10 protein-coding genes and 1 pseudogene are annotated in these 20024 nt (G+C 69.1%); all 11 read right to left on the bottom strand.

Features of this window, described 5'->3' with window-relative positions; all coding sequences use genetic code 11:
* Window positions 1-24: 24 nt before the first annotated feature.
* Complete coding sequence (locus FRADC12_RS10295; protein WP_157488776.1) at window positions 25-552, bottom strand: hypothetical protein; 528 nt, start codon at window positions 550-552, stop codon at window positions 25-27.
* Between the two features lie 262 nt (window positions 553-814).
* On the bottom strand, window positions 815-1498 hold the full coding sequence (locus FRADC12_RS10290; protein WP_045876486.1) for a recombinase family protein: 684 nt from the start codon (window positions 1496-1498) through the stop codon (window positions 815-817).
* Between the two features lie 95 nt (window positions 1499-1593).
* A complete protein-coding gene (locus tag FRADC12_RS10285; RefSeq protein ID WP_045876485.1) occupies window positions 1594-3420 on the bottom strand; it encodes a hypothetical protein in 1827 nt (608 codons plus the stop codon).
* A gap of 406 nt (window positions 3421-3826) precedes the next feature.
* On the bottom strand, window positions 3827-5398 hold the full coding sequence (locus tag FRADC12_RS10280; RefSeq protein ID WP_045876484.1) for a class I SAM-dependent DNA methyltransferase: 1572 nt from the start codon (window positions 5396-5398) through the stop codon (window positions 3827-3829).
* Entirely contained in the window at window positions 5395-6870 is a 1476-nt protein-coding gene (locus FRADC12_RS10275) for a restriction endonuclease subunit S (protein ID WP_084010572.1), read from the bottom strand. Before FRADC12_RS10275 ends, FRADC12_RS10280 begins: the two co-directional genes overlap by 4 nt.
* Window positions 6867-10403, bottom strand: a complete 3537-nt coding sequence (locus tag FRADC12_RS10270; protein ID WP_045876483.1) for a type I restriction endonuclease subunit R — start codon at window positions 10401-10403, stop codon at window positions 6867-6869. Before FRADC12_RS10270 ends, FRADC12_RS10275 begins: the two co-directional genes overlap by 4 nt.
* A gap of 246 nt (window positions 10404-10649) precedes the next feature.
* Complete coding sequence (locus FRADC12_RS32125; RefSeq protein WP_198152848.1) at window positions 10650-13445, bottom strand: RNaseH domain-containing protein; 2796 nt, start codon at window positions 13443-13445, stop codon at window positions 10650-10652.
* 21 nt (window positions 13446-13466) lie between these two features.
* Window positions 13467-16787, bottom strand: a complete 3321-nt coding sequence (locus FRADC12_RS10260; RefSeq protein ID WP_045876482.1) for a hypothetical protein — start codon at window positions 16785-16787, stop codon at window positions 13467-13469.
* Window positions 16784-18028: a restriction endonuclease-related protein gene (locus tag FRADC12_RS10255; RefSeq protein ID WP_045876481.1), complete on the bottom strand. Its 1245-nt coding sequence runs from the start codon at window positions 18026-18028 to the stop codon at window positions 16784-16786. The genes FRADC12_RS10260 and FRADC12_RS10255 overlap by 4 nt, the downstream gene beginning before the upstream one ends.
* Before the next feature lie 72 nt (window positions 18029-18100).
* On the bottom strand, window positions 18101-19171 hold the full coding sequence (locus tag FRADC12_RS10250) for a hypothetical protein (protein ID WP_232303715.1): 1071 nt from the start codon (window positions 19169-19171) through the stop codon (window positions 18101-18103).
* A gap of 3 nt (window positions 19172-19174) precedes the next feature.
* Window positions 19175-19360: pseudogene (locus FRADC12_RS34265) on the bottom strand (helix-turn-helix domain-containing protein); the annotation flags it as partial.
* Window positions 19361-20024: the final 664 nt, after the last annotated feature.

The raw sequence follows: 20024 nt of genomic DNA, 5'->3' as shown, positions 1-20024 counted from the left end.
TCATGCCCACCGTCAACGACGCCATCATGGACATCCAGCGCGGCGCCTAACATCGATCTGGATCGGTCCGTCGGTCCAGCGTCGGCGGGTGGCTTGGTTGTCGGTGTGGAGGAGCCGGCCGTAGCTGGTGGTGGGGGCTCCGGTGCGGCGGACGGTGCTGGTGCGGGTGGGCCGGTAGGCGGGGGAGTGGATCGCGTCGTCGGGGAGGGTGGGGTGCTCGCGGGTGGTCTTGTCGGGCGCGGGGCCGGAGGGGGATCGATCTACGAGGACGTTGAGGGCGCCGTGGGGGATCGCCCAGCCCAATGCTTCCTCGAGTGACGCCGGGTCGGGCTGGGTGGTGTTCCACAGTCGCCGCGACGGCTGGTGGGGGCTCGGGCTGGCGATCAGCTCGGCCGCGTAGACCTCGTCGCCTGCCTTGTCGGCGAGGGTGTCCAGGCGCCAGCAGCCGCCTGCGACCTCGATCTCCACCGGGCGGGGCGGCGTCCCCGCGGTCTGGCCGGGCGTGCGGGGCGGTGGGACAGCCGGGTTGGTGTGGCCGTCGTGCTGGGGCACGGATGTTCCTTTCCGAGGTTGACGGACGCGCGGGGAGAACAGGTGGTGGCCGCGGTCGCGTGCAGGTGGATGCCCCGCGGGGGGCGGGTGGTGGCGGCCTCGGGACCTCGGCGGACTCGGTGGGTTGCGAACCCGGCCGGGGACGGCGCGGTGCCGGGGGATATGACCTGTCCTCAGCCAGCGGCGCTCGGCCCTCGTCGCGGACACGGCCAGGCCACCGGGCGGGTGTCCGTGGCCGCAGTCGCGCGTGGGGCCCTCGGGTTTACTGCACCGGTCGCTGCTCGGTCGGGGTGGTGGTGCTGGGGAATTTCCAGGGTGGGAGGAGAGGGCTGAACACGCCGTGGCCGCCTGGGGCGAGGAGCTGGGCCTGGTGGAACGTGTGACCGTCGATGATCGGTTCGTGGGCGCCGGGGTGGATCGTCCACTGGTCGGGTGGAACGGGCTGGCCGTGGCGGGTGCGGCCCCAGACGGTGGCGCCCGTGTAGACGGGGTTGGCCAGGACGCGGCTGACCGCGGCGAGGGTCCACGGTCGGGGGAGGCCAGTGGTCGGATCGATCGGGATGAGGGCCAGGTCGGCGATGCCGCGCAGCCGGGTCATGATCGATCGGTCGGTGAGGTTGTCCTCGACCCGCCAGCGGTAGATCTGCGCCACCACGCAGGCGGTTCGGGGGTTGGTCGCGAGCCGGATGTGGCGCCGCGTGCCGGAGTGGGTCGGGAGGTCGTGTAGGGCCTGGTAGCCGTAGGGGACGGGGCCGAGGTGGTAGCCGGCGCGCACGAGTGCGATCTGGGCGTGGCGGGCGCGGTCGGTGGTCCAGGCGTGGTGGGCGGCGAGCAGGCGGGCGTCGCGGTCGGCGCGGCGGTGGCGCAGGCGCCTCCACCACGTCGGCGGGTCCGCGGGCTCGGCGGGGGTGACGGGAGGTGGCTTGGTCGGAGACAGGTCGGTCATCGGGGCTCCAGCCATGACGAGGGGGCTTGAGGAGAGCGGGAAGGCCGGTGCTGGTTGATCGCGGCGCTGGAGCGGTGGGCGGCGCCGGCCGCCAGTCACAGCCCGGGATCGGTCGTCGGACTGTCGGTCGCGGGCGCGCTCGCAGGGTGTGGAAGTGCCTGGAGCCGGGCCTGGCTGTTGGGCGTGGCGACCGGGTCGAGCGATGTGGGGACGGCTGCGGACTCCGGCGCCGTCGGGGCGGCCGGCGTCGCGGTGAGGGCGGCGAGGTGGAGGGGGGTGTGCAGGACGGTGAGGGCTGCAGTGAGGTGGAGCGGCTGGTCGGGAGTGGGCGGTGGTAGCCAGGGGCAGCGGGTGAGCAGCGCGGTGAGGATGCCGGGGGGCTGGCGCATGGCCGTGTGGAATGCGGTGGCGGGGACTTCGAGGTGGCCGTGGATGGGGTCGTCGATGTGGACCGTGCCTCCGGCGTGACGCGGTCCCTGCGATGGCGCGGTCGCCCCGGTGCTGATGGCTGGATCGACTGGCCGTCGGCCTGCGTCGGGGACGAGGCTCGACGGGGTGTCGGTGACGGTGGGGTCTGGGCGGGGTGGCTGGCGGGTGGGTTTGGGGAAGCTGACGTGCACGCCGCTGGGGGCGTCGAGGACGACGGCAACCTCATGGCTGGTGGCGAGGATCTCCCCGGGTTGCGGGGGTAGCTCGGCGAGGGCGCGGGCGGCGAGAAGGGCGTCGACGGTGGGCCAAGCGGTGCCGCGCAGCGGAGTGACGTCGCCGGCGGGCAGGCGTTGTGGGGGTAGGGCGCCGTCGTGGGGCTGGATCTCGTAGCTGACGATGTGGGTGTCGTCGTCGAAGGCGCGTAACACGGTGGCGACGGTGAACCGGAGGTCCTCGATGGGGGCGACGATCGCGCCGGTGGCCAGGAGCATCGGGCTGTCCCGGCCGGAGTTGGTGTCGGGTCCGTTGAGGGTGGGGGTGACCCGGTGGGCGGGGGTACGCAGGGCGCGGGTGGGATGGCTGTACCAGGGGTGGCCGGGCAGTTCGGCGACGTCGGGTCGCCACAGGTAGGCCGGGCCGGCCGAGGTGTCGGCTACGCCGAGGATCGTGCCGGTGGCGGTGCGGGTCGGGTCGTCGTCGTGGACGACGACGCGGGTGCCGCGCGGGTAGGGGTGTTCAAGCAGGTCCGCGGCCGCTTCGGCGATGCGTTCGGAGTGGTCGAGGACGAAGGCCAGTTGCCGGTCGGAGAAGCCGTCCTCGCGCATGCCGCGCCGTAGGACGGCGAGTAGGACGTAGCGGATGGTGGCGTCGCTGGTGAGGGCCGCGACGTCGGGGAAGCCGATGAGCAGGCCGGAGAACACGACGGTCTCCGTCGGGCTCGGGCCGGCGGTGATCTCGCTGATGCGGTAGGCCGCGGTGAGGCGGCCGTCGACCTCGGCGCGGTAGAGGTCCATCTGGACGGAGCCGTTGCGCCAGCGGCGGACGCGCGGCTCGACGTGCAGCAGCCGGCCGTAGCGGGCCGCCGCGATCTCGGCGCCGCCCACGACGCTGGCCCTCGTTGGACGGAACGCCGCCCCGCGGACCGCGTCGTCGGCCAACCTGTCCGGACCTACCACGGCGCCGGGCGGCGGGCCGGCGGTAGCGTGGTTGAGCAGAACGTTCTGCGCCGGGTGCGGGATCGCCCAGCCGAGCTCCTCCTCCAACATCCACATCTCGGGCTGGGCGGCACTCCAGACTCGACGCGGACTGGCCCCCGCGGCGCCGATGAGCAGGTCGGCGGTGAACATCACCTCGCCCGTGCCGTCGGTGACGGCGTCGAGCTGCCAGAGGCCTGCTGCCACCTGGATCTCGACGGGATGCCGCGGCCCACTCCCGGGTCCGCCGCCCGCGCGGGCTTGGAGTGCCGGGCCCGTGTCGGCGTCGGGCTCGGTCATCGCCCTTCTACCAGGGCTTGCCGTGTTGCTGGAATGGCGGGGGCCGTCCCAGGCCCACCCGCGTGGGTAGGGCCGCAGGCGGCCAGGAACGTGCCCGTCGATGTGCTGTGCGTGTGAGCAACCGGGTCGGTCGACCGACGCGCCAGACCGGCCGTCGTCTCAGCGGAATACGTCCACCGCGTCCGCTCGCCACGGCAGCACCGCGACACAGCGGTACGCAGCACGAAATCGCCGGGTCCGGATCGCGGCCCGCTCTGCGTCTCCATGACACGACACGGTGCGAGCCGACGACACCGCCACCGACACCGCGAACCACACGGCGAAAGTCACTGCGGACGGCCTGTCACAGACACCCACACCGCAAAGGTCACTCCCACGCGCACGTCGCGGGGCCGTGGCGCCCGGGCTAGTCGATCGCGAAGGGAGGATCCGGAACGAACGCCGTTGGTGCTTCGGCCGGCTCGTCGTCGAGAGCCTGCGCGATGGCGGCGAACTCTGCGAGGGCGGACTGGAGGTCTTCGACGATTTCGCGGGCGATGACGCCGGGTGGTAGGAGGCTGTCGGCGTCGTCGAGGGCGGGGTCCTTCAGCCAGGTGATGTCGAGGTTGACCTTGTCGCGGGCGATCAGCTCGGCGTGAGTGAATGGGCGGAACCGTTCGGACTCGACCCGCTCCCGACGATCTTTGCCGGGCAGGTAGGCAGCGATGAACTCGTCGAGGTCGGCGCGGCGTAGGGGGCGCTGGCGGAGGGTGAAGTGCTTGGCTGTGCGGAAGTCGTAGACCCAGACGACAGTCGTGTTCGGCTGTCCGTCGACCCGGGGGGCCTTCTTGTCGAAGAAGAGCACGTTGGCCTTGACTCCGCCAGCGTAGAAGATGCCAGTCGGCAGGCGCAGGATCGTGTGCAGGTCGAACTCGTCGAGCAGGCGGCGTCGGATCTTCTCACCGGCGCCGCCCTCGAAGAGGACGTTGTCGGGTAGGACTACAGCGGCGCGGCCGTCCATCTCCAGTAGCGACATAATGTGCTGGAGGAAGTTGAGTTGCTTGTTCGTCGTCGAGACGCGGAAGTCCTCGCGCTCGTAGGCGATGTCGTCGTTCTCGGCGGTGCCGTCGTTGCCGATGACCGTGATCGACGACTTGCGGCCGAACGGCGGGTTCGCCAACACCAATGAGGCGTGCTTGGTGGGCCTAGCAGCAAGGGCGTCGTCGACGGTGATCAGCGATGGGCCGTCCGCGTCGCCGATGCCGTGAAGCAGCATGTTCATCGCGGCGAGCCGGGCCGTGCCAGCGACCAACTCGGTTCCCCAGACGTTCCTCTCCGTGCCGAACGCAAGGCGCTCATCTCGGCTGAGGGTGCGTAGGTGATGTTCGCGGATGTAGCGGTGCGCGGCGATGAGGAAGCCACCGGTCCCGCAGGCCGGGTCGCTGATCGTGTCGTCCGGGCGGGGCTGGGTGACCTCGACCATGGCATCGATCAGGGCCCGCGGCGTGAAGTACTGGCCGGCGCCGGTCTTGGTGTCCTCAGCGCCCTTGGCTAGCAGGCCCTCGTAGGCGTCACCCTTGAGGTCGGAGCCCTCGACCGTCCAGGTGAACTCACCGATCAGATTCTTCACCAGCTTTTCCAACAACGCCGGCTTGGTGATCCGGCATTGGGCGCCCGCGAAGATCGTGCTGAGCGTCGTCCCACTGCCTTTGCCGAGCGCTTCGAGCGTCCGCTTGTAGTGCGTCTCCAGAGCGTCCGCGGTCAGCCGAACGAGTGACTGCCAGTTGTAGACGGCCGGCACGATTTCGCGGGCGTCCTCCTCGAAAAACGGGTCTCCGGCGATCTCGTCGGCCATCTTCAGGAACAGTAGGTACGACAGTTGCTCGACGTACTCGATCGTAGATAGGCCGTCGTCGCGCAGCACATTGCAGTAATTCCACAGCTTCGCGACCAGCGTGTTCGTGTGCGCATGCGCCTGGGCAGGGGCAACGGTGGTCATAGCGGAAGCTCCTGGGGGACGGGGATCGATGTCGCCCTGCGACCGACAGTGGCGCTCTTTAGTCTGCGACTGGGACGAGGAGTTGGGGTCGGGCTTGCCAGACGGTCGAGAAGCGCGGCGGCCGGTTCGTCGGCCGGATCCTGCGACACGAGCCGCCCAGAAAAGGCGGCGGCGAGCAGCGATCGCCGAAGAGCCGTCGCCTTCAGTAGCGCTGCCTGCGCGGTTTGGGCCGCGGCGTCAAGCGCGGAGAGTTGCGTCTCGATACGGTCGACGATGGCCTGCTGCTCGTCGGGCGGTGGAACGGGCACGGGTAGCTTCTTGATTTTCGACAGGCTGATCGACGCGAGGTTCACGCTCTGTTTTCCATTGACCTCAAACCAGTGAGCCATGCTGTTTGCGTACCAGGACAGCAGTTTTGGGTGCATGCTGTCCGGGCGTGGCCGGGCGCGGAAGACGTGGTTCTGGTGGATCGCTCCCGGGATCTGCCCCTCCCAGATCCAGCCGCGCCCGAGTTTGTTGCGGTCGCCACCCTCATTGAGAAGCACGTCGCCCGGCTGCAGCGCGAGTTGGTCAGCCTTCTTCGCTGGAACCCGTACCAGGGCGACATGCGAAAGGTCGAGCCTGCCGCGTTGAACATTGGCAACGCGCAGGTAGGGAACCTCCGGGATCAGCGGGTCCGCCTGCTTCTTCGCGTCCTTGGTGATGCCCCCGACCACGTCTGCGATCTCATCGAGCCGGCGCCACCTCCAAGTCGCGGGGATCCTGGCGAGAAGGCCATCGTCGGTGCCAGCCGGCTCAAGAATCCGTGCGCGTGGGCGGTCATCAGGCACGTCGATGCCGAACGTGATCGACGTTATTCTCTCGCGGAGAGCGGCTGTCCTCGCGAGTGCCTGTTCCGCTGCCCGCTGGGCCGCGTCGAGGCGGGAGAGGTGGTCTTCGAGGGCGTCGACGATGCGGTGCTGCTCTGCAAGCGGAGGTACCGGGAGTGGCACTTTCCTAAGCTCGCCAAGCCCTAGACGCGGTCTGCCGACTCCCCGAATGCGCGCACCTGCGTATGCGCGAGTCTCTGGGGCGTTCAGCGTGTAGACGAGCCACTTTGGATTGATCGCGGGGTGTGGCCTGACTCGGATGCAGTCGGCTTTGACGATCGCGGGCTCGATGCCTGCGGGCGTGAGACAAGCCCGTGGCAAGGCCTCACCGAGTGACGCCACGAGCACATCGCCCTCGCGGACCTCGTGGGCGCGGAGCGTGTTAAAATGATCGAGACTTATGTATGCTTTCCCGTCAACGAACCTTCCGTCGCCGATATTTTGCAGGCGGATGACGCGTGCGCCGGTTGAGGTGTAGTGGCGTGATGCGAGGTTTGAGCCAAACGGGCCGTCCGTGATCGCGCGCGGCTCGGCCGCTGCGAGCTCGTCGAGTGTTGCCCATGCCCAGCCATTCGGCAGGTCCGAGGCGTTCGGCTTGCTCAAGCCAGTTCCCGGTTCAGCTCGTCCAGCAGCGAGCGGACGTCGCGGTTGGGGAAGGCGGCGCGGAAGCCGCGGCCTTCGCCCCAGGCGCGGAACGGTTCTCGTCGGAACTCGCGGGGGGTGATGCCGATGTCGGTGGAGACGACGTCGCGGATGGCGTCGAGCCAGCGCAGCTGGTCAGGGGTGAAGGTGGCGCCTGCATGGTGCTGTCGGAGGAGCCAGCCCTGGTAGCGCTCCTCGACGGTGTCCCGGTAGGGGCGGAGTTCGTCGTCCACTCCCAACTCATACCTGATGAGGGAGATGAGGTCGGGGACGCCCGCGTCGCGGCCACCCAAAGTGACGCCGACGCCCAGGTCCTCGTAGTAGGCCCACAGGGTCATCGGTGTCCAGTGCAGCGGGGGCCGTTCGATGGAGGCCGCAAGTTCCTTGAGCGAGGCGTAGGCGTCGGCCGGTGAGCTGGACCGAGGACGGGCGAGGGCGAGGCTGATCGCCGTGATGCGGTCGCGTTCGTCAGTGAGGAGCTTGCTCCAGCGGCCGATCTGCTCACGGGCCCGTTCCTGGCGGGGGATCTCCCGGATCTCGGTGACCTGGACGGCGGTGGCCTCGTCGTAGACGTAGTCCTTGGCGCGGCGGATCTCAAGGATCTGGCGGCGCAGTTCGGGGTGGGTGGTGAGCGGGGCGACCGCGTCGGTGACGAGTCGGTGGGCGGCAGCCTTGCCTCCGGCGAGGGTGGCTTCTTCCTGCCGGTCGGGGTCGACGGCGCGGACAATCGCCCCGGCGATGGAGGAGAGGGTCTGTCCGTCGGCGGCGTGGGTGAGCAGGTCGCGTTCGTCGTCGGTGAGCTGCTGGTTGAGCCGGGCGAGCCGGCCGGCGAGGATCTCGGCTTCCTCGGCGTTGATCGATCCCGTCCCGGCCTTGTCGAGCAGCTTCGACAAGGCGATCTGTCGCGGGCCGGCGGGAGCGAGGGGCTTGGCGTCGACAAGCGGGGAGTCCGTGACGCCGACGGCGTCGAGGAGGACGAACCGGGTCTTGCGGGTGATCTCGGTGGCGCCGGGGGTGGCTTCAGCGAGTTCGGTCGGGTCGATGGTGCGAGCACCGCGGCCCTTCATCTGCTCGAAAAGGACGGCGCTGCGGACCTCACGCAAGAACAGGACACATTCGAGCGCCTTGATGTCCGTCCCGGTAGCGATCATGTCGACAGTGACGGCGACCCGGAGGTCGGGCGAGGTGCGCATCTCGCGGATGAGCTGGTCGGGGTCGTCTCCGGCCTGCCGACTCTTGTAGGTGATCTTCTTGGCAAATCCGTCGCCCTTGCCGAAGACCTCCTTGACCTGGGCGAGGACGTCCTCGGCGTGGTCCTCGCCGACCGCGAAGATCAGGGTCTTGGGGAGGACTGCCCGGTCTGGGAACCAGTGCTTCCAGTTGTCGCGGAACGCGACGAGGACCGAGCGGATCTCGTCGACGGCGACGACGGAACGGCCGATCTGGCGGGTGGAGTAGGTGAAGTCGTCGTCGAGCTGTTCGTAGCGCTTCGCGCGGGTGGCACGGTCACGGACCTGGACGGTGGTGCCCTCCTCGATCGTCGCCGATCCCTGTTCGCGCAGCGTGTTGTGAATCCGGACGACGTCGAAGTCGACGTTGACGCCATCGGCGACGGCTTGGGGGTAGGTGTACTCGGAGACCAGGTTGCGGTCGAAGAAGCCGAGGGCTTGCAGGGTCGGGGTGGCGGTGAGACCGACGAGATGGGCGTCGAAGTAGTCGAGCACGGCCCTCCACAGGCCGTAGATGGACCGGTGGCACTCGTCGATGATGATCAGGTCGAAGGACTCGATCGGCACGTCCGGGTTGTAGGCGACCTCGACTGGAGCGTCGGCGTCGAAGTCGTCGCCAGCGTCATCATCTTCGTCGAACGGCGCCTCGCCTTGGAGCAGGCGGTACATCCGTTGGATCGTGCAGATGGCCACCGACGAGGTGTCCTGCAGCCCGGTCCGGCCGAGCCGATCAATGCCGTAGAGATCGGAGAGCTTCCGGCCGTCGTCCGGGGTGACGTAGCGGCGAAACTCGTCCAGGGCCTGCTTGCCGAGGTTGTTGCGGTCGACGAGGAAGAGCACCCGGCTGGCCTCGGCGTACTTGAGTAGCCGGTAGCTCTGCGCGACGGCGGTGAAGGTCTTGCCTGCGCCCGTCGCCATCTGGATCAGAGCCTTCGGCCGGTCGTGGGCGAGCGACTCCTCCAGGTTGGTGATCGCGTCGAACTGGGCCTCGCGTAGCCCGTTGCGCTCCAGCGGCGGCAACCGGCGCAGCGCTGCCCGCAGGGTCGGGACGTCGGGGTTCTCGTCGGCACGCCGCATCCACTCGGCGACGGTCTCCGGCCGATGAAAGTGGAAGACCTCACGTGAGCGGGCGTCGGGGTCGAGCCGGTTTACGAAATACGTCTCGGTGCCCGTCGTCGCGTACCGGAATGCGAACGGCTCCCGTTCGTCCCAGACGGCCAGCCGGTAGTCCCGGTTCACACCGGAGGAGTAGCGGTCGTTCTGCTCGACCGCGGTGGAGAGGTGGTCACCCTCGCGCTTGGCCTCCAGCACGCCGACGATCCGCTGGTCGACGAACATGACGTAGTCGGCCCGGCCGGTCGCCAGCGGGAACTCGCGGACGATCACCCCGCGCGCGGCCCGCGGGTTGAGGTCGCGGTGGTCCTGGATCACCCAGCCCGCCTGGCGGAGCATCGCGTCTATGCGTCCGCGAGCCTGCAGCTCGTTGAGCGGCGCCGGCCGGGCCGCCCGGTGGATGATCGCGTCCCGGCTGGCGGGGTCAACCCTCTTCGGCTCCCGGCGGGCCGATTCGTACTCGGCGCGTTGCACCGCGCGCAGCTCGTCGATCTGCGCGGTCAGGTGCGCGAGCTGGTCCTGCAACTCGCGGCGGATGGTGTCCGCACTCGCGATGAGGTTCTCAGCCGCTGTCCGCGCTCGGCGCTCGGCTTCGACCTCGTCTGCAGCGTCTCGCAGCCGGGTCCTGGCCTCGGTCAGCGCCGCCCGCTTGGCGCCTAGGGTGCCCCGCAGTTCGGCCAGCTCGGCCGGATCGCTGATCTCCACGCTGTCGGCTGGGTCCGTCGGCGGCACGAACTCAGGCACCGTGCTCCGGCCCGCGATCGCGTCGTGATACCACAGCCCGAGCTGGTAACAGATCTCGACCGCGGTCAACGCCCGCGACCGGTCGAACAGGAACTCGTGCACCGCCAGATTGCGGTCCACCCGGATCTGGTCGAACAGCTGACGCTTGTCGGCATGCAACAAGCCCGTCCTGGCCAGCGCGTTGAGCCGATCGACCTGGCGGTCACCACCGACCCTGGTGCCGGTCGCGGTCACGAGCACCTCGGCCAGGATCTCCCCGAACTGGCCCGAGTGCATGAGCGAGGCGTTCGGGTTCGTGAACACCGTCGTCTCGGCGAGCGCGCCGCACAGCGACAGCAACCGGTTCAGCCCGAACAGCCGTCCGAAGTTCGGTGATGCCGTCGCCAGCTCGCGCAGCCGTCCGTCCACGTGCCGTCCCCCACGACTCGCATCCCGTCCAAGAAGGACCAAGCCTAGCGCCGGAACAGTCGCGACAGTGAGAACATCGGTACGCAAGGTGTTGTTTGAATGAAACGCAATGCCCACCGACTACTGGCGAGACCGACCTCGCGCAGCCGCCGACGACCGCGACCACGGCACGGCACCGCCCCCAGCAATGCGGTCGCGGTCCGCGGCAAGCCACTCGGTGGCCTCGCGCCGGCGCCGCGCGTCAGCTCAGTCCGTGCCGGGGTCGGTGTCTGACCTGGCGAGGTCGCTGTTCTCTGCCTGTGCGGAGCGGCGGTACTGGGGATGGTCGAGGTCCATCTGCTTCGCGGCGTGGAGTGGAACCGGGTAACGGGCGCGATCGGACCAGAACTGGGTCTGGTGGCACAGGCTCGCGGTCGCGATGGCGAGCGTTTCCTCGGGGACGTCGAGGGTGAAGGAGACCGGGTAGATCTCGGTCGCGGTCATGGAGTACCAGGGCAGCGGGATCTCGCTCCTGCGGCGTTCCTTCTTGTCGTCCGAGCTGACGGAGCGCTGGGCGTCCCATCGGGTGCGCGTAGCGCCGGGGCGTCGGGGACCGCCGCCGGTTCCGCCGTCGTAGTTGCGAGGGACATTGCTCAGGATCCAGACGGGTGTACCGAAGTCCGTTGCGATCTTGAAGAGTGTGGTCGCGGTCTGCTGGTTCTTGGACTCGCCGTTCCTCTTGATGTGCGTGACGCTGACGGGTTGCGGTACCTCGTCGTCGGCAGTGCCGACGCGAACGACGGCTTGCGGGCGGTCCTCCAGACTCAGAGTGGCGCCGGGGAGCCAGTGTCGGCTCTTGCCGCCGCCGGGTTGCTTCTCGCCCTGGTGGGAGTTCTGCAGTCCGCTCCACATCCGCCGGGTTGCCTGCTGGTCGACCGTGACGATGTAGGGGGTGCCGTCGAGTTCGTCGGCGAGGTCGCCGAGAGCCTTTTCGACGAGTTCGGCTGCCTCGTCCCAGCGCTGCCGGTCGGTCTTCGCGGCTTCGGTGCTTCGTGGGTATCGAGTGCTGTGGAAGCTGGTCTGTGCGCGCTGGTAGAGCTGCCAGCCGGGACGGCTGGAACTCCAGCCGAGCATCGTCCAGGTGCCGTCGTCCGTGGCCGGCGGGATGATCGCCGCGGCGGTGATGACGATCCTGGGCCGGCTGGTCTCGCCGGGGCGCTTGTTCTGCCGCCGGACGTGAACGCCGACGTGGGCGACTCGGTCGGCGCGGAAGTGGCCAGATTTGGCGGGTCGGAGCGCGTTGGCGATGCGGGCGTCGATGACGCCCAGCGAGCGGTACAGGTCGAGGAGCGCGGCCTCGGCCGGATGGTCTTTCGCCTCAGGGATGACCACGCCCCGGTCGTCGGTGCCCCTGAGGTACTGACTGGGCACGCCGTGGCTGGCGAGGATCTGCCGGGTGTGGTGCTTGGCGTCCAGGTCGTCGCGATCGTTCTTGGCTTCGGCGTCCTCGTCGGCGTCGGCCACGGGGATCTCGGTCTCGCACCAGGCAGCGGTGAGGACACCACCGTCGGCGGGCAGTGACGGGCGGAGTCGCGCCCATGCCTCTTCGCGGTGTTCGGGCCGGCCCGGGGCGAGGAAGTCTGCCGCTTCGTGGAAGACCGCCGTGATCTTGTCGCCGTGGAGGGGGACTTCCTCGCCGTCGTGGGGGTCGAGGCCAGCAGCCGGTAGCTGGAAGGCCTGGCGGAGGGTGCTGAGCATGCGCAGTCGGGTCTCGTCCCGGTACCACAGGCAGACGAGGCGCAGTTTGTCGTGGCCGGTCGTTTCGATGGAGGCCGCGACGGACTCGGCCGAGGGGAACGCGTTTCCGCGCGTGCTCATGCCGTTCGCCTTGCGCCGGGCTCGTTCCTCCTCGGAAAGGTTCCTCTCGGGATCGGTTGGTCGGCTCGGGAGCCGCATGGCGACCTCGCGCATTTCGAGCGGTTCGGCCGCGTCCTGGAACACTGCGTGGACGTGATCGTGAAGCAGGCGGAGGTGGTGCATGCCGACACCGGTTCCGATCGGGAACTTGCCGGTGTTGTCCGCCCGGATGGGCCAGATCTGGCCAGGCGGCGTCTTGGGCCACTCGACCCTGGTGCCTGCGGCTACGGCCGCGGAGCGGAGCGCCCGCTCTCGGCGGGACCTGTCGTCGATTGAGGTGAGGATGGAGTAGTCCATCCGGAGGCGGCCGAGGGCCTGCAGCGCGAGGCGGTTGACGGTACGGACGCCGCGTTGGCCGTCGAGTCTTACCCGCAGCACCGGATGGCCCTCGCCGGGCTGCCGGGCGAACACGGTCCGGCTGAAGATCAATGAGGGTGAGATGCGGGTGACGTGTGAGGTCAGGAGCAGGACCGGGCTGATGAGGTTGGGAAGGGTCTTGAGGACGAGCGCCGTGCGGGAGATGGCGAACCGACTTTCCCGCTGGTCGTTGTCCCAGGGGTCGTCAAGAGCGACCAGCCCTCCGGCCGTGTCGGGTCGCAAGGAGACAGTCCTGCTGTCGGAGATTTTCCAGGGAACGGCGGCCAGGCGCCGCGCGAGGTCCCAGCCGACCGTCTTATAGACCCAGCTAGGGGCTTTGGGCTGGGCGCCGGCAGTGGGCCTGAGGTGGTCCGCGAGGAGAAGGGCACGTTCCGGAAGTTCCGCGAGTCGGCGGGCGAGCTCAGGGGGCCTCTTCAGATCGATGGCGTCGACCTTCTGGCCTTGGGCGAGCCCTTGGGTCAGGGTGAAGGCGCGGCAGAGCATCTGGTCGTCGAGCGGCTCCCGGGAGGCGAGGAACGGTTCGTTCCAGCTTGGGTCGAAGTAGACGTATCCGCCGGTCATGACGGACAGCACCGTGGTGGCGATGCTGTAAGGGGCTTGGGCGTCGTCGTTCCTGTACGCCTTCTTGCAGTCCCGGTCGAAGTCCTCCCAGAGCTTCCGGGTCTCGGAGTCCAGATGACGGACGTGGACAGCGGCGTCGCCTACGAGGTCAGGGGTGCAGCGGAAGGCGAGGGTGTTGAGGTACTTGCCCGGCTCGCGCGGGTCCATGGGTTGTTCTCCTCCGCCATTTCACGGCTGGTCAGGGTCGATACCGGCGTAGGAGAGGAACGCACGCAGCGCCTCGCCGTACAGGTCGTTCATGTGTTGGCGAACCTCGGGGTCCCACTGGGAGTGGATGCGGCCGAGGATGGTCTCCAGGTCGGAGCTCCACGTGTCGTCGTGGAAGGCGTAGTCGACGAGGTGCAGGACCGCTTCGGTGCCGCCGCGGCGGGCGCGGCCGGCGAGCTGGATGAGGTCGACGATGACGCCGGCGACGATCTCTTCTTGCAGTGACTTGTGCATGGCGGTGAACTGTGGCGCGGTGCGCAGGAGGACCGTGAGCCGTTCCCGGGCCGCTGAGCGTGCCTCGGCGAGGGCCTTGGCGGGGTCGTCGCTGCCGCCCGGGGGCAGGGCGCGCAGGCCCGCGGCGTTGATGCTGCCGTACATCTCGTCAGGCTCGCCGACGAGCGCGAGGGGGCGTACGCATAGATAGACGGAGCGGACCGCAGACCGAGTGCCCTTAACGATGTTCAGACCGCGGGCGATGCGCTGGAGCGGTACGACCAAGATCTTGCCGTGACGGGGAAAGTCCTCGAACTGCTCCGGCGTTAGGCGTTTGGCGAGGCTGGCTCGCGGCAGGTCCTGGTGGGCGTTGCGTGGGTCGGCGTCGCGGACGGCCACGCAAAGGCCTCCGTCGAACGTGCCCGCCCGGGTGATGCCGGTCGCGAGCTGGGCGCACTGCTCGTAGGAGTTGGCGACGACTAGGACGTGGGCGCGGTCCGGGTCCTTGCGGGTCGTACGCTCCAGTTCGGCGTGGATGTGCTCGTCGTACAGCTTGGCGCCGAGTTCGAGGGCGGCTTCCTTCTTCTGCGTCTTGTGGGTGCCGGAAATCCTGATGGCCTGTCCGGCTAGCGGGTGGTCGTCGCCGTAAGTGACGCGGTGCTTGCGCGCCCGGATCGACTTGGCCTGGGCGTCGGTCATCCACCAGCGGACCGGAGCGTGGAGGTGCTCACGCACGGCCTGGGGGAAGTAGGCGGTCGCTGAGAGGCCCAGGACCGGCCGTTCCAGCCCGGCGAGGAGCAGGGAGACGATGCCGCCGAGTTCCGCGGCGAAGGTGTGCGGGTCACCGGTGAGGGTCTGGGCGGCCAGCTGGGCGTTCTTCTCGGTGTCCTCAAGCCCGGTCACCCGGTAGCCGGTGATCGGGTAGCCGAGCATCCCCTGCGGGAGGACCGACGAGACGGCGCTCTGGTGCAGGTTGTCGAGGATCCGCTGGGCCGAGCGCAGGCCGATGGACCGATAGCCGTGGGCCTTGTCCTGGAGCAGGGCGAGCGCGTCGTCCAGTTCGAGCATGACGGTGCGCAGGGTAAGGAGATTGATCGCCTGGGTGCGCCGGTGAACGTCTTTGACCGTGTCCTCGAGGATGGCGTGGAGATCGAGTTTCACCTCGTCGAGGAGGTCTTCGCCGCGGGGCGTGACGAGTGCTTCGAGCGCGCGCCGCGCCGCGGGCCAGTCGGCCTCGGGCAATGGGCCCTGGCCGGCCGCCGGGTCGCGGCGGTAGCGGCTGGGCATCAGGGCGTTGAGCCGGTCGTACAGGTCGCCCGGGATCGGCTGGTCGTCGTCGACGGGGGCGTCGGACCAGAGCAGCCGGATCAGTGCGCGGTCGCGGGCCTGGGCCAGATGCCAGCGGGTGCTGGTTCGGTCGGGGATCCGGGTCTGGGCTCGTTCGTCCTCGGTGGCATGCAGGCGGAGCGCGTTCCGGCAGATACCCAGCAGGAGGGACTCGGCCATGAGCCGGGTGTGGCTGATGGCGGCCAGCAGGTTGTTCTCGTCATCGAGCGGGAGCCGCTTCGCATCCGTGTCGATCTCCTGAGGGGCCGCGGACCAGTGGCGGCGAGAGTGCAGCACGACATCGCTGGCGCAGTTGCCGACGGCGGTGGACTGGAACAGGTCGACTTCGTCGACGAGGACGGCCTCGCAGGCACGCAGCGTCAGCTCCGCGGCCTTCATGCCCCTGACGGAGTGGCCGTCGAGGGTCACCCCGATCTTGACGCTGCCCTGGAGGAACATGTGGTGGTTCAGGATGACGACGTCCGCGGCGCAGGCATCGTAGACGGGGGTGAACTTGCCGCAGGTCGGAATCCATGGGCAGGCCGTGCTCTCCGTGCCCTTGCCGCGCAGCGACAGGCACGGCTCCTCGCCGGGAGGGTAGTCGCCGCCGCTGGTTTGGAGAAAGGTCTTCTGCGCGCAGCCATAGGCGAGCGGATCCACGTCGCGTTCGGCGTGTTCACCCCAATCGCCCGGGGCGCCGGGATCCTCGGTGAGCAGGGAGGCGTGCTTGAGCGCCTTGTCGTGCATCCCGGACGAGGACATCAGGTGCGCGCAGGTCGCGGGATGGTCGAGGACGCCCAGCTGGCGCAGGTGCGCGAGGTCGCCGCGGACGTCCCAGGTCAGGTTCAGACAGGCCTTGATGTCTGGCAGGACGATGGCAACCCGGCGGTGGTTGATGGCGAACCAGGAGGCCATCACCCGGACCAGGATGCTCTTGCCGGTGCCGGTCGGCGCGTGGAAGATCTCCAGGCCGCCGGCGGTCAGGATCAGTGCCTCCTGGGGCGAGACAGCGTCGTTAGTGTTTAGCGCGCCGAACAGCTGCGTCAGCGTCGCGTGCAGGTAGGGCGCGTCCGCCAGGGGCGGCCGGCGGTCGAGCTGTTCGGCCAGGGCGAGTAGTTCGCCGGTCGGGATCCTCAGGGTCTCCTGGTAGGGCGCGGTGGTGACCGTGGGGAGCTGGTCGTGGCCGAGCGGCTCGGTGAACTGGGCGTAGGCCGGGATCGTCAGCCGGCCCTGGACCTGCCCGGCGCCCTTGACGAAGATCTCCCGGGTGGTCCAGGCCCCGGGACCGGCGAACGCGGGCGGCTTGGGCCGGGCGCTGGGCCGGCGGAAGCGGGCGGTCTGCCGATCCACGTAGCCGAGCAGGTCGCCGCCGACGCGCGGGAACGCGGCCTGCGCCGTGTACGGGTTCTCCCCGACGAGGTCGAACTGCGCCAGCGGCGTGGGCACGTCGTCGGCGCCCGTCTCCGGAGGCCGGGCCAGCAGGGTTCGCGCCGCGGTGGCGAAGAACCGCGGGTCCGCCAGGTCGGCCGGGGCGGACCGGCACACCAGTGCGATCCGTTGCTTCTCGTCGTGGGGAAGCGCCGTCCAGCGTGACCAGGCCCGGTACTTCCCGGTGAGCAGGAACGACGCCTGGTTGAACGGCGCGGCGACCCGGTCGTCGCCCTCGATGCTGATCGGGAAGTAGTGGGCGGCGAGCGCGAGCGACGCGAGGATCGTGATTTCCCTGATCGGCTTGTCGTTCACGCCCAGCTCACCCCGGCCTTCGCGCAGACCATGGCGCCGAACTCGGACGCGGTGGCCACCTTCATGTCCCACTTCGCGCAGACCCCGGACAGCAGCGGCAGCTGACCGGCCCGGTAGTCCGGCACGACCAGCCAGCCGGCACCGCCCCGGTCGCCCTCCTGGGCGTCGATGAGCTTCCCCAGGGTCATCGCCGAGGTGTAGTCCTTGACGTCGACCTTGAAGGTCTCCTTCCGGCCCTTCCGGGGACCGGCCTCGACCCGCAGGTCATAGGCGTCCAGCGCGGGCCACAGCTCCACCGTCAGCCCGCGTTCGGACAGCCGGTCATACAGCGCCAGCTCGGGAAGGCCAGGGATGGTGGTGTACCTCCAGATCCCGCGTGCGACAGCCTTGTATCCAGCAGCTGGCAGCGCACGAGGGACCTCCGAGATCGACGGGAACAGCACGGACTCCCGCAAGCCCGGCCGCCGAGGCGACGCCTCGGGCACGAGTTCGGGCACACCGCCGTCCGCGGGCAGTGGGAACAGATAGGAGGCGCCCATCTCGGCATGGGCGCCGTGCCAGCAGCGGGCCGTGCCTACCCGGCTGCCAGCGCTTCTCCGGATGGCGACGCGCATCGGCCAGCGGCAGGCAGGGCACGGGAACCAATGGACCTGGTAAACGGAGTTGTAGGGGATGTCCTGGTAGAGGTCGACGACCCGGGGCGGCAGCCTGAGTTCACACAGGTCGCTGACCGGCCCGGCCGGGTACCGGATCAGATCTGACCGGCCGGCCACGTAGCCAGCCTGCTCGCCGCCCTTGTACAGGATTTCGAAAGCCGTCTCCTGGTCGATCTCATCCTGGAGTTCCTGGTCATTGATAAGCAGTGCAGAGTTGCCGGGCTTGTCGAGGGCCTTGAGGAGTACCCGCTGCTCGAAGGCGAGGTCGAAGGCGTCCTCGGCGACGCGGTCCTCACCATCGACGACTGGCAGACCCTCGAGGTCGGGAGAGTCGATCCCGGCGGGCAGCAGCCTGGCCAGGTCATTCTTCAGCGCTCGGCGGAAATCGCCGAACGACAGCGGATCCCCTGGGCCCCGGGCCGCCAACAGCGTGCCATGGCATTCCATGAGTGCCGCGAGCCGTTGCCTCGGTGAAAGCGTCGGGTTGGTCATCGTGGTCGCCGCGCGAAGTGCCGCCCGGGTCACCAGGTAGCGGACCCTAGTGCCGTCGAAGGTCCGGACGTCGTTGTCCGTGGAACTCGTCACAGATCGAGAGGATAGGCCCTACCTCCGACAACCCCAGAGAGGGGCGCACCAATCCCCATGATTATGGCGCAACTATGGCGCAGGGGTGGGTGGGGAGTCGAGACCGATGACGGAAACGTGCGGGTAGAGTTCCCGGTACACGTCAGCGTATTCCTGGATGTGCTGCCGGCCCAGTTGCGTCAGGCGCCACCGGTACTCGGCGACATGAGTGTCCCCCGGTGCCATCACCGGCACGGAGTCCACGAACCCCCGGCTCGGCCGCCCCCCGGCCTTCGTCTGATAGCCCACTCCGATGAAGAACAACGACCTGCCTGCCAACTCGTCGTCGCCAAGACCGTCAGGCCCGGCGTTGGCGACCCGGGCCAGCACTCCCCACAGCCACTCCGAGAGCAGATGGGCTGGCGGGTCGGGGTCGCGCGGCTCGCTCAGTCCGGCGCGCGCCGCCGCTCGACCTCGCCGGGTGACCTCCACGAGGACCCGGCCTACCTCGCCGACTGCCGGATGCACCACAGTGTCCTCGCTGACCTTCACCAGGCCCCGCCGCTCCAGTGCATGCACGGTTGGCCCGGCCCCAGGATCGTGCACCCCGCGCGCCCGCAGACGTTCCTGAAGGCGGGTGTAGCCGACGAGCGATGGCGCAGATCTGAGCGTCAGCGGCAGCCTGCGCCACTCCGCCGGCCGCGGTACCGGCAGGCGCTGCACCCGCCGCATCCAGACCTCGGTCTCGACCATCCGGTCATCCCGCAGTATCTCGCCGAGATAGATCTGTTGGCGCTCGTTCAGCGATTCCCAGGCGGCCAGCGCCGCGGCCGACGCCGCCTGCGGCCTCGCGCCCGAGAGAGCCGGCGCCGGCTCATCGGGCCGTGTCCGCATCCAGGCATCCAGCACCATCCGCATCGGCACGCCATACACCTTGGCCAGCGGCTCGACCAACAGCCCCGTGGATGCCGGATCCCGCCATGGCGACCCCGTTACGGGCCGGCCGTTCTCCAAGGCAGACAGCTTCACCGCCGACACGCACAGCTGGCGTCCCGCCGGAAAGTCGCGCAGAAGGCCGGCCGCCCTGTCGAGGGTCAGGCCCGCCGCGTATCGCAGGTCGACCAGGGTTTCGCGACCGCGTTCGGACCCGGTCAGCGCATCCACGGAGCAACCCAAGGCCGCCGCCAACCGCTCAAGACGCGCTGGCGTCGGAGTGTGCCTACCTTCCTCATAGAAAAAGATCATCCTGGCTGAGACTCCAGCCCGCGTGGCCAGCGCGGCACGCGTCAACCCAAGCTCAGCGCGCCGCAGCTCCAATCGCGAAGGATCGATCGTACGAAGCGGCGGCGGCATGATCACATAAAACATAAACGAAGACTTCATCGCAAGTTCCGTGCCCGGGCCCGTGAACGGGCGTGGCGGCTCCTCCAAGAGCTGCGAAAGGTCATCGACCCTGAGAACCTGCCGACCACCAGCTCCTAAGCCTGGATCTGACTCTGGTCACATCGGAGGGGCAGCAGGGCGCGATCGAAGCGAATGCCCAGGTGCTCGGCGCGCAGGTAACCGTGGAGGACACGTCTGCGCCGAGCGAGCGGACCGCCGCGCGCTGCGAAAGCACCGCGCGGCCCTCGCCAGCGCTGTCGGCGCATCTGTCCGGCAGCGTCTATGCGGCTGAGCGCCGACGGCCTGACGGTGGTGACCACTGCACGGCTCGCCAGACGAGCATGATCCTCCACGCAGGCTAAAGATCCTCATCTGTCGAGGAGGTGCTCGAAGTCGCGGAGCCGGGAGAACAAGGCCAGTGCCTACATGCCCGAGTCGGCGGCGATCCCGGCTGCTGTGCCGTTCGAGGCACGGAACTCCACGCGGATAGCGGCTCGCGAGCGACCGCCAAGGGCGCAGCGGCCGGATGGTCTTCGGTCGCGCTCGGCGGCTGCGGATGGCTGGTGCTATGTCCGGTAAGGGCGGGTAGCAGCGTACGGCGGGCTGGCCGCGCGGGCCGGCGGGCTGTGCGGGG

The sequence above is a fragment of the Pseudofrankia sp. DC12 genome, from assembly GCF_000966285.1.
GTDB lineage: Bacteria > Actinomycetota > Actinomycetes > Frankiales > Frankiaceae > Pseudofrankia.
Note: the sequence above shows the minus strand (reverse complement) of the source record. Positions and strands in the feature narration are given on the sequence as shown.

Coding starts and splice junctions, on each gene's coding strand:
- FRADC12_RS10280 (WP_045876484.1), bottom strand. CDS start 5,398: ATGACCACCGTTGCCCCTGCCCAGGCGCATGCGCACACGAACACGCTG.
- FRADC12_RS10290 (WP_045876486.1), bottom strand. CDS start 1,498: ATGACCGACCTGTCTCCGACCAAGCCACCTCCCGTCACCCCCGCCGAG.
- FRADC12_RS32125 (WP_198152848.1), bottom strand. CDS start 13,445: ATGGACCCGCGCGAGCCGGGCAAGTACCTCAACACCCTCGCCTTCCGC.
- FRADC12_RS10285 (WP_045876485.1), bottom strand. CDS start 3,420: ATGACCGAGCCCGACGCCGACACGGGCCCGGCACTCCAAGCCCGCGCG.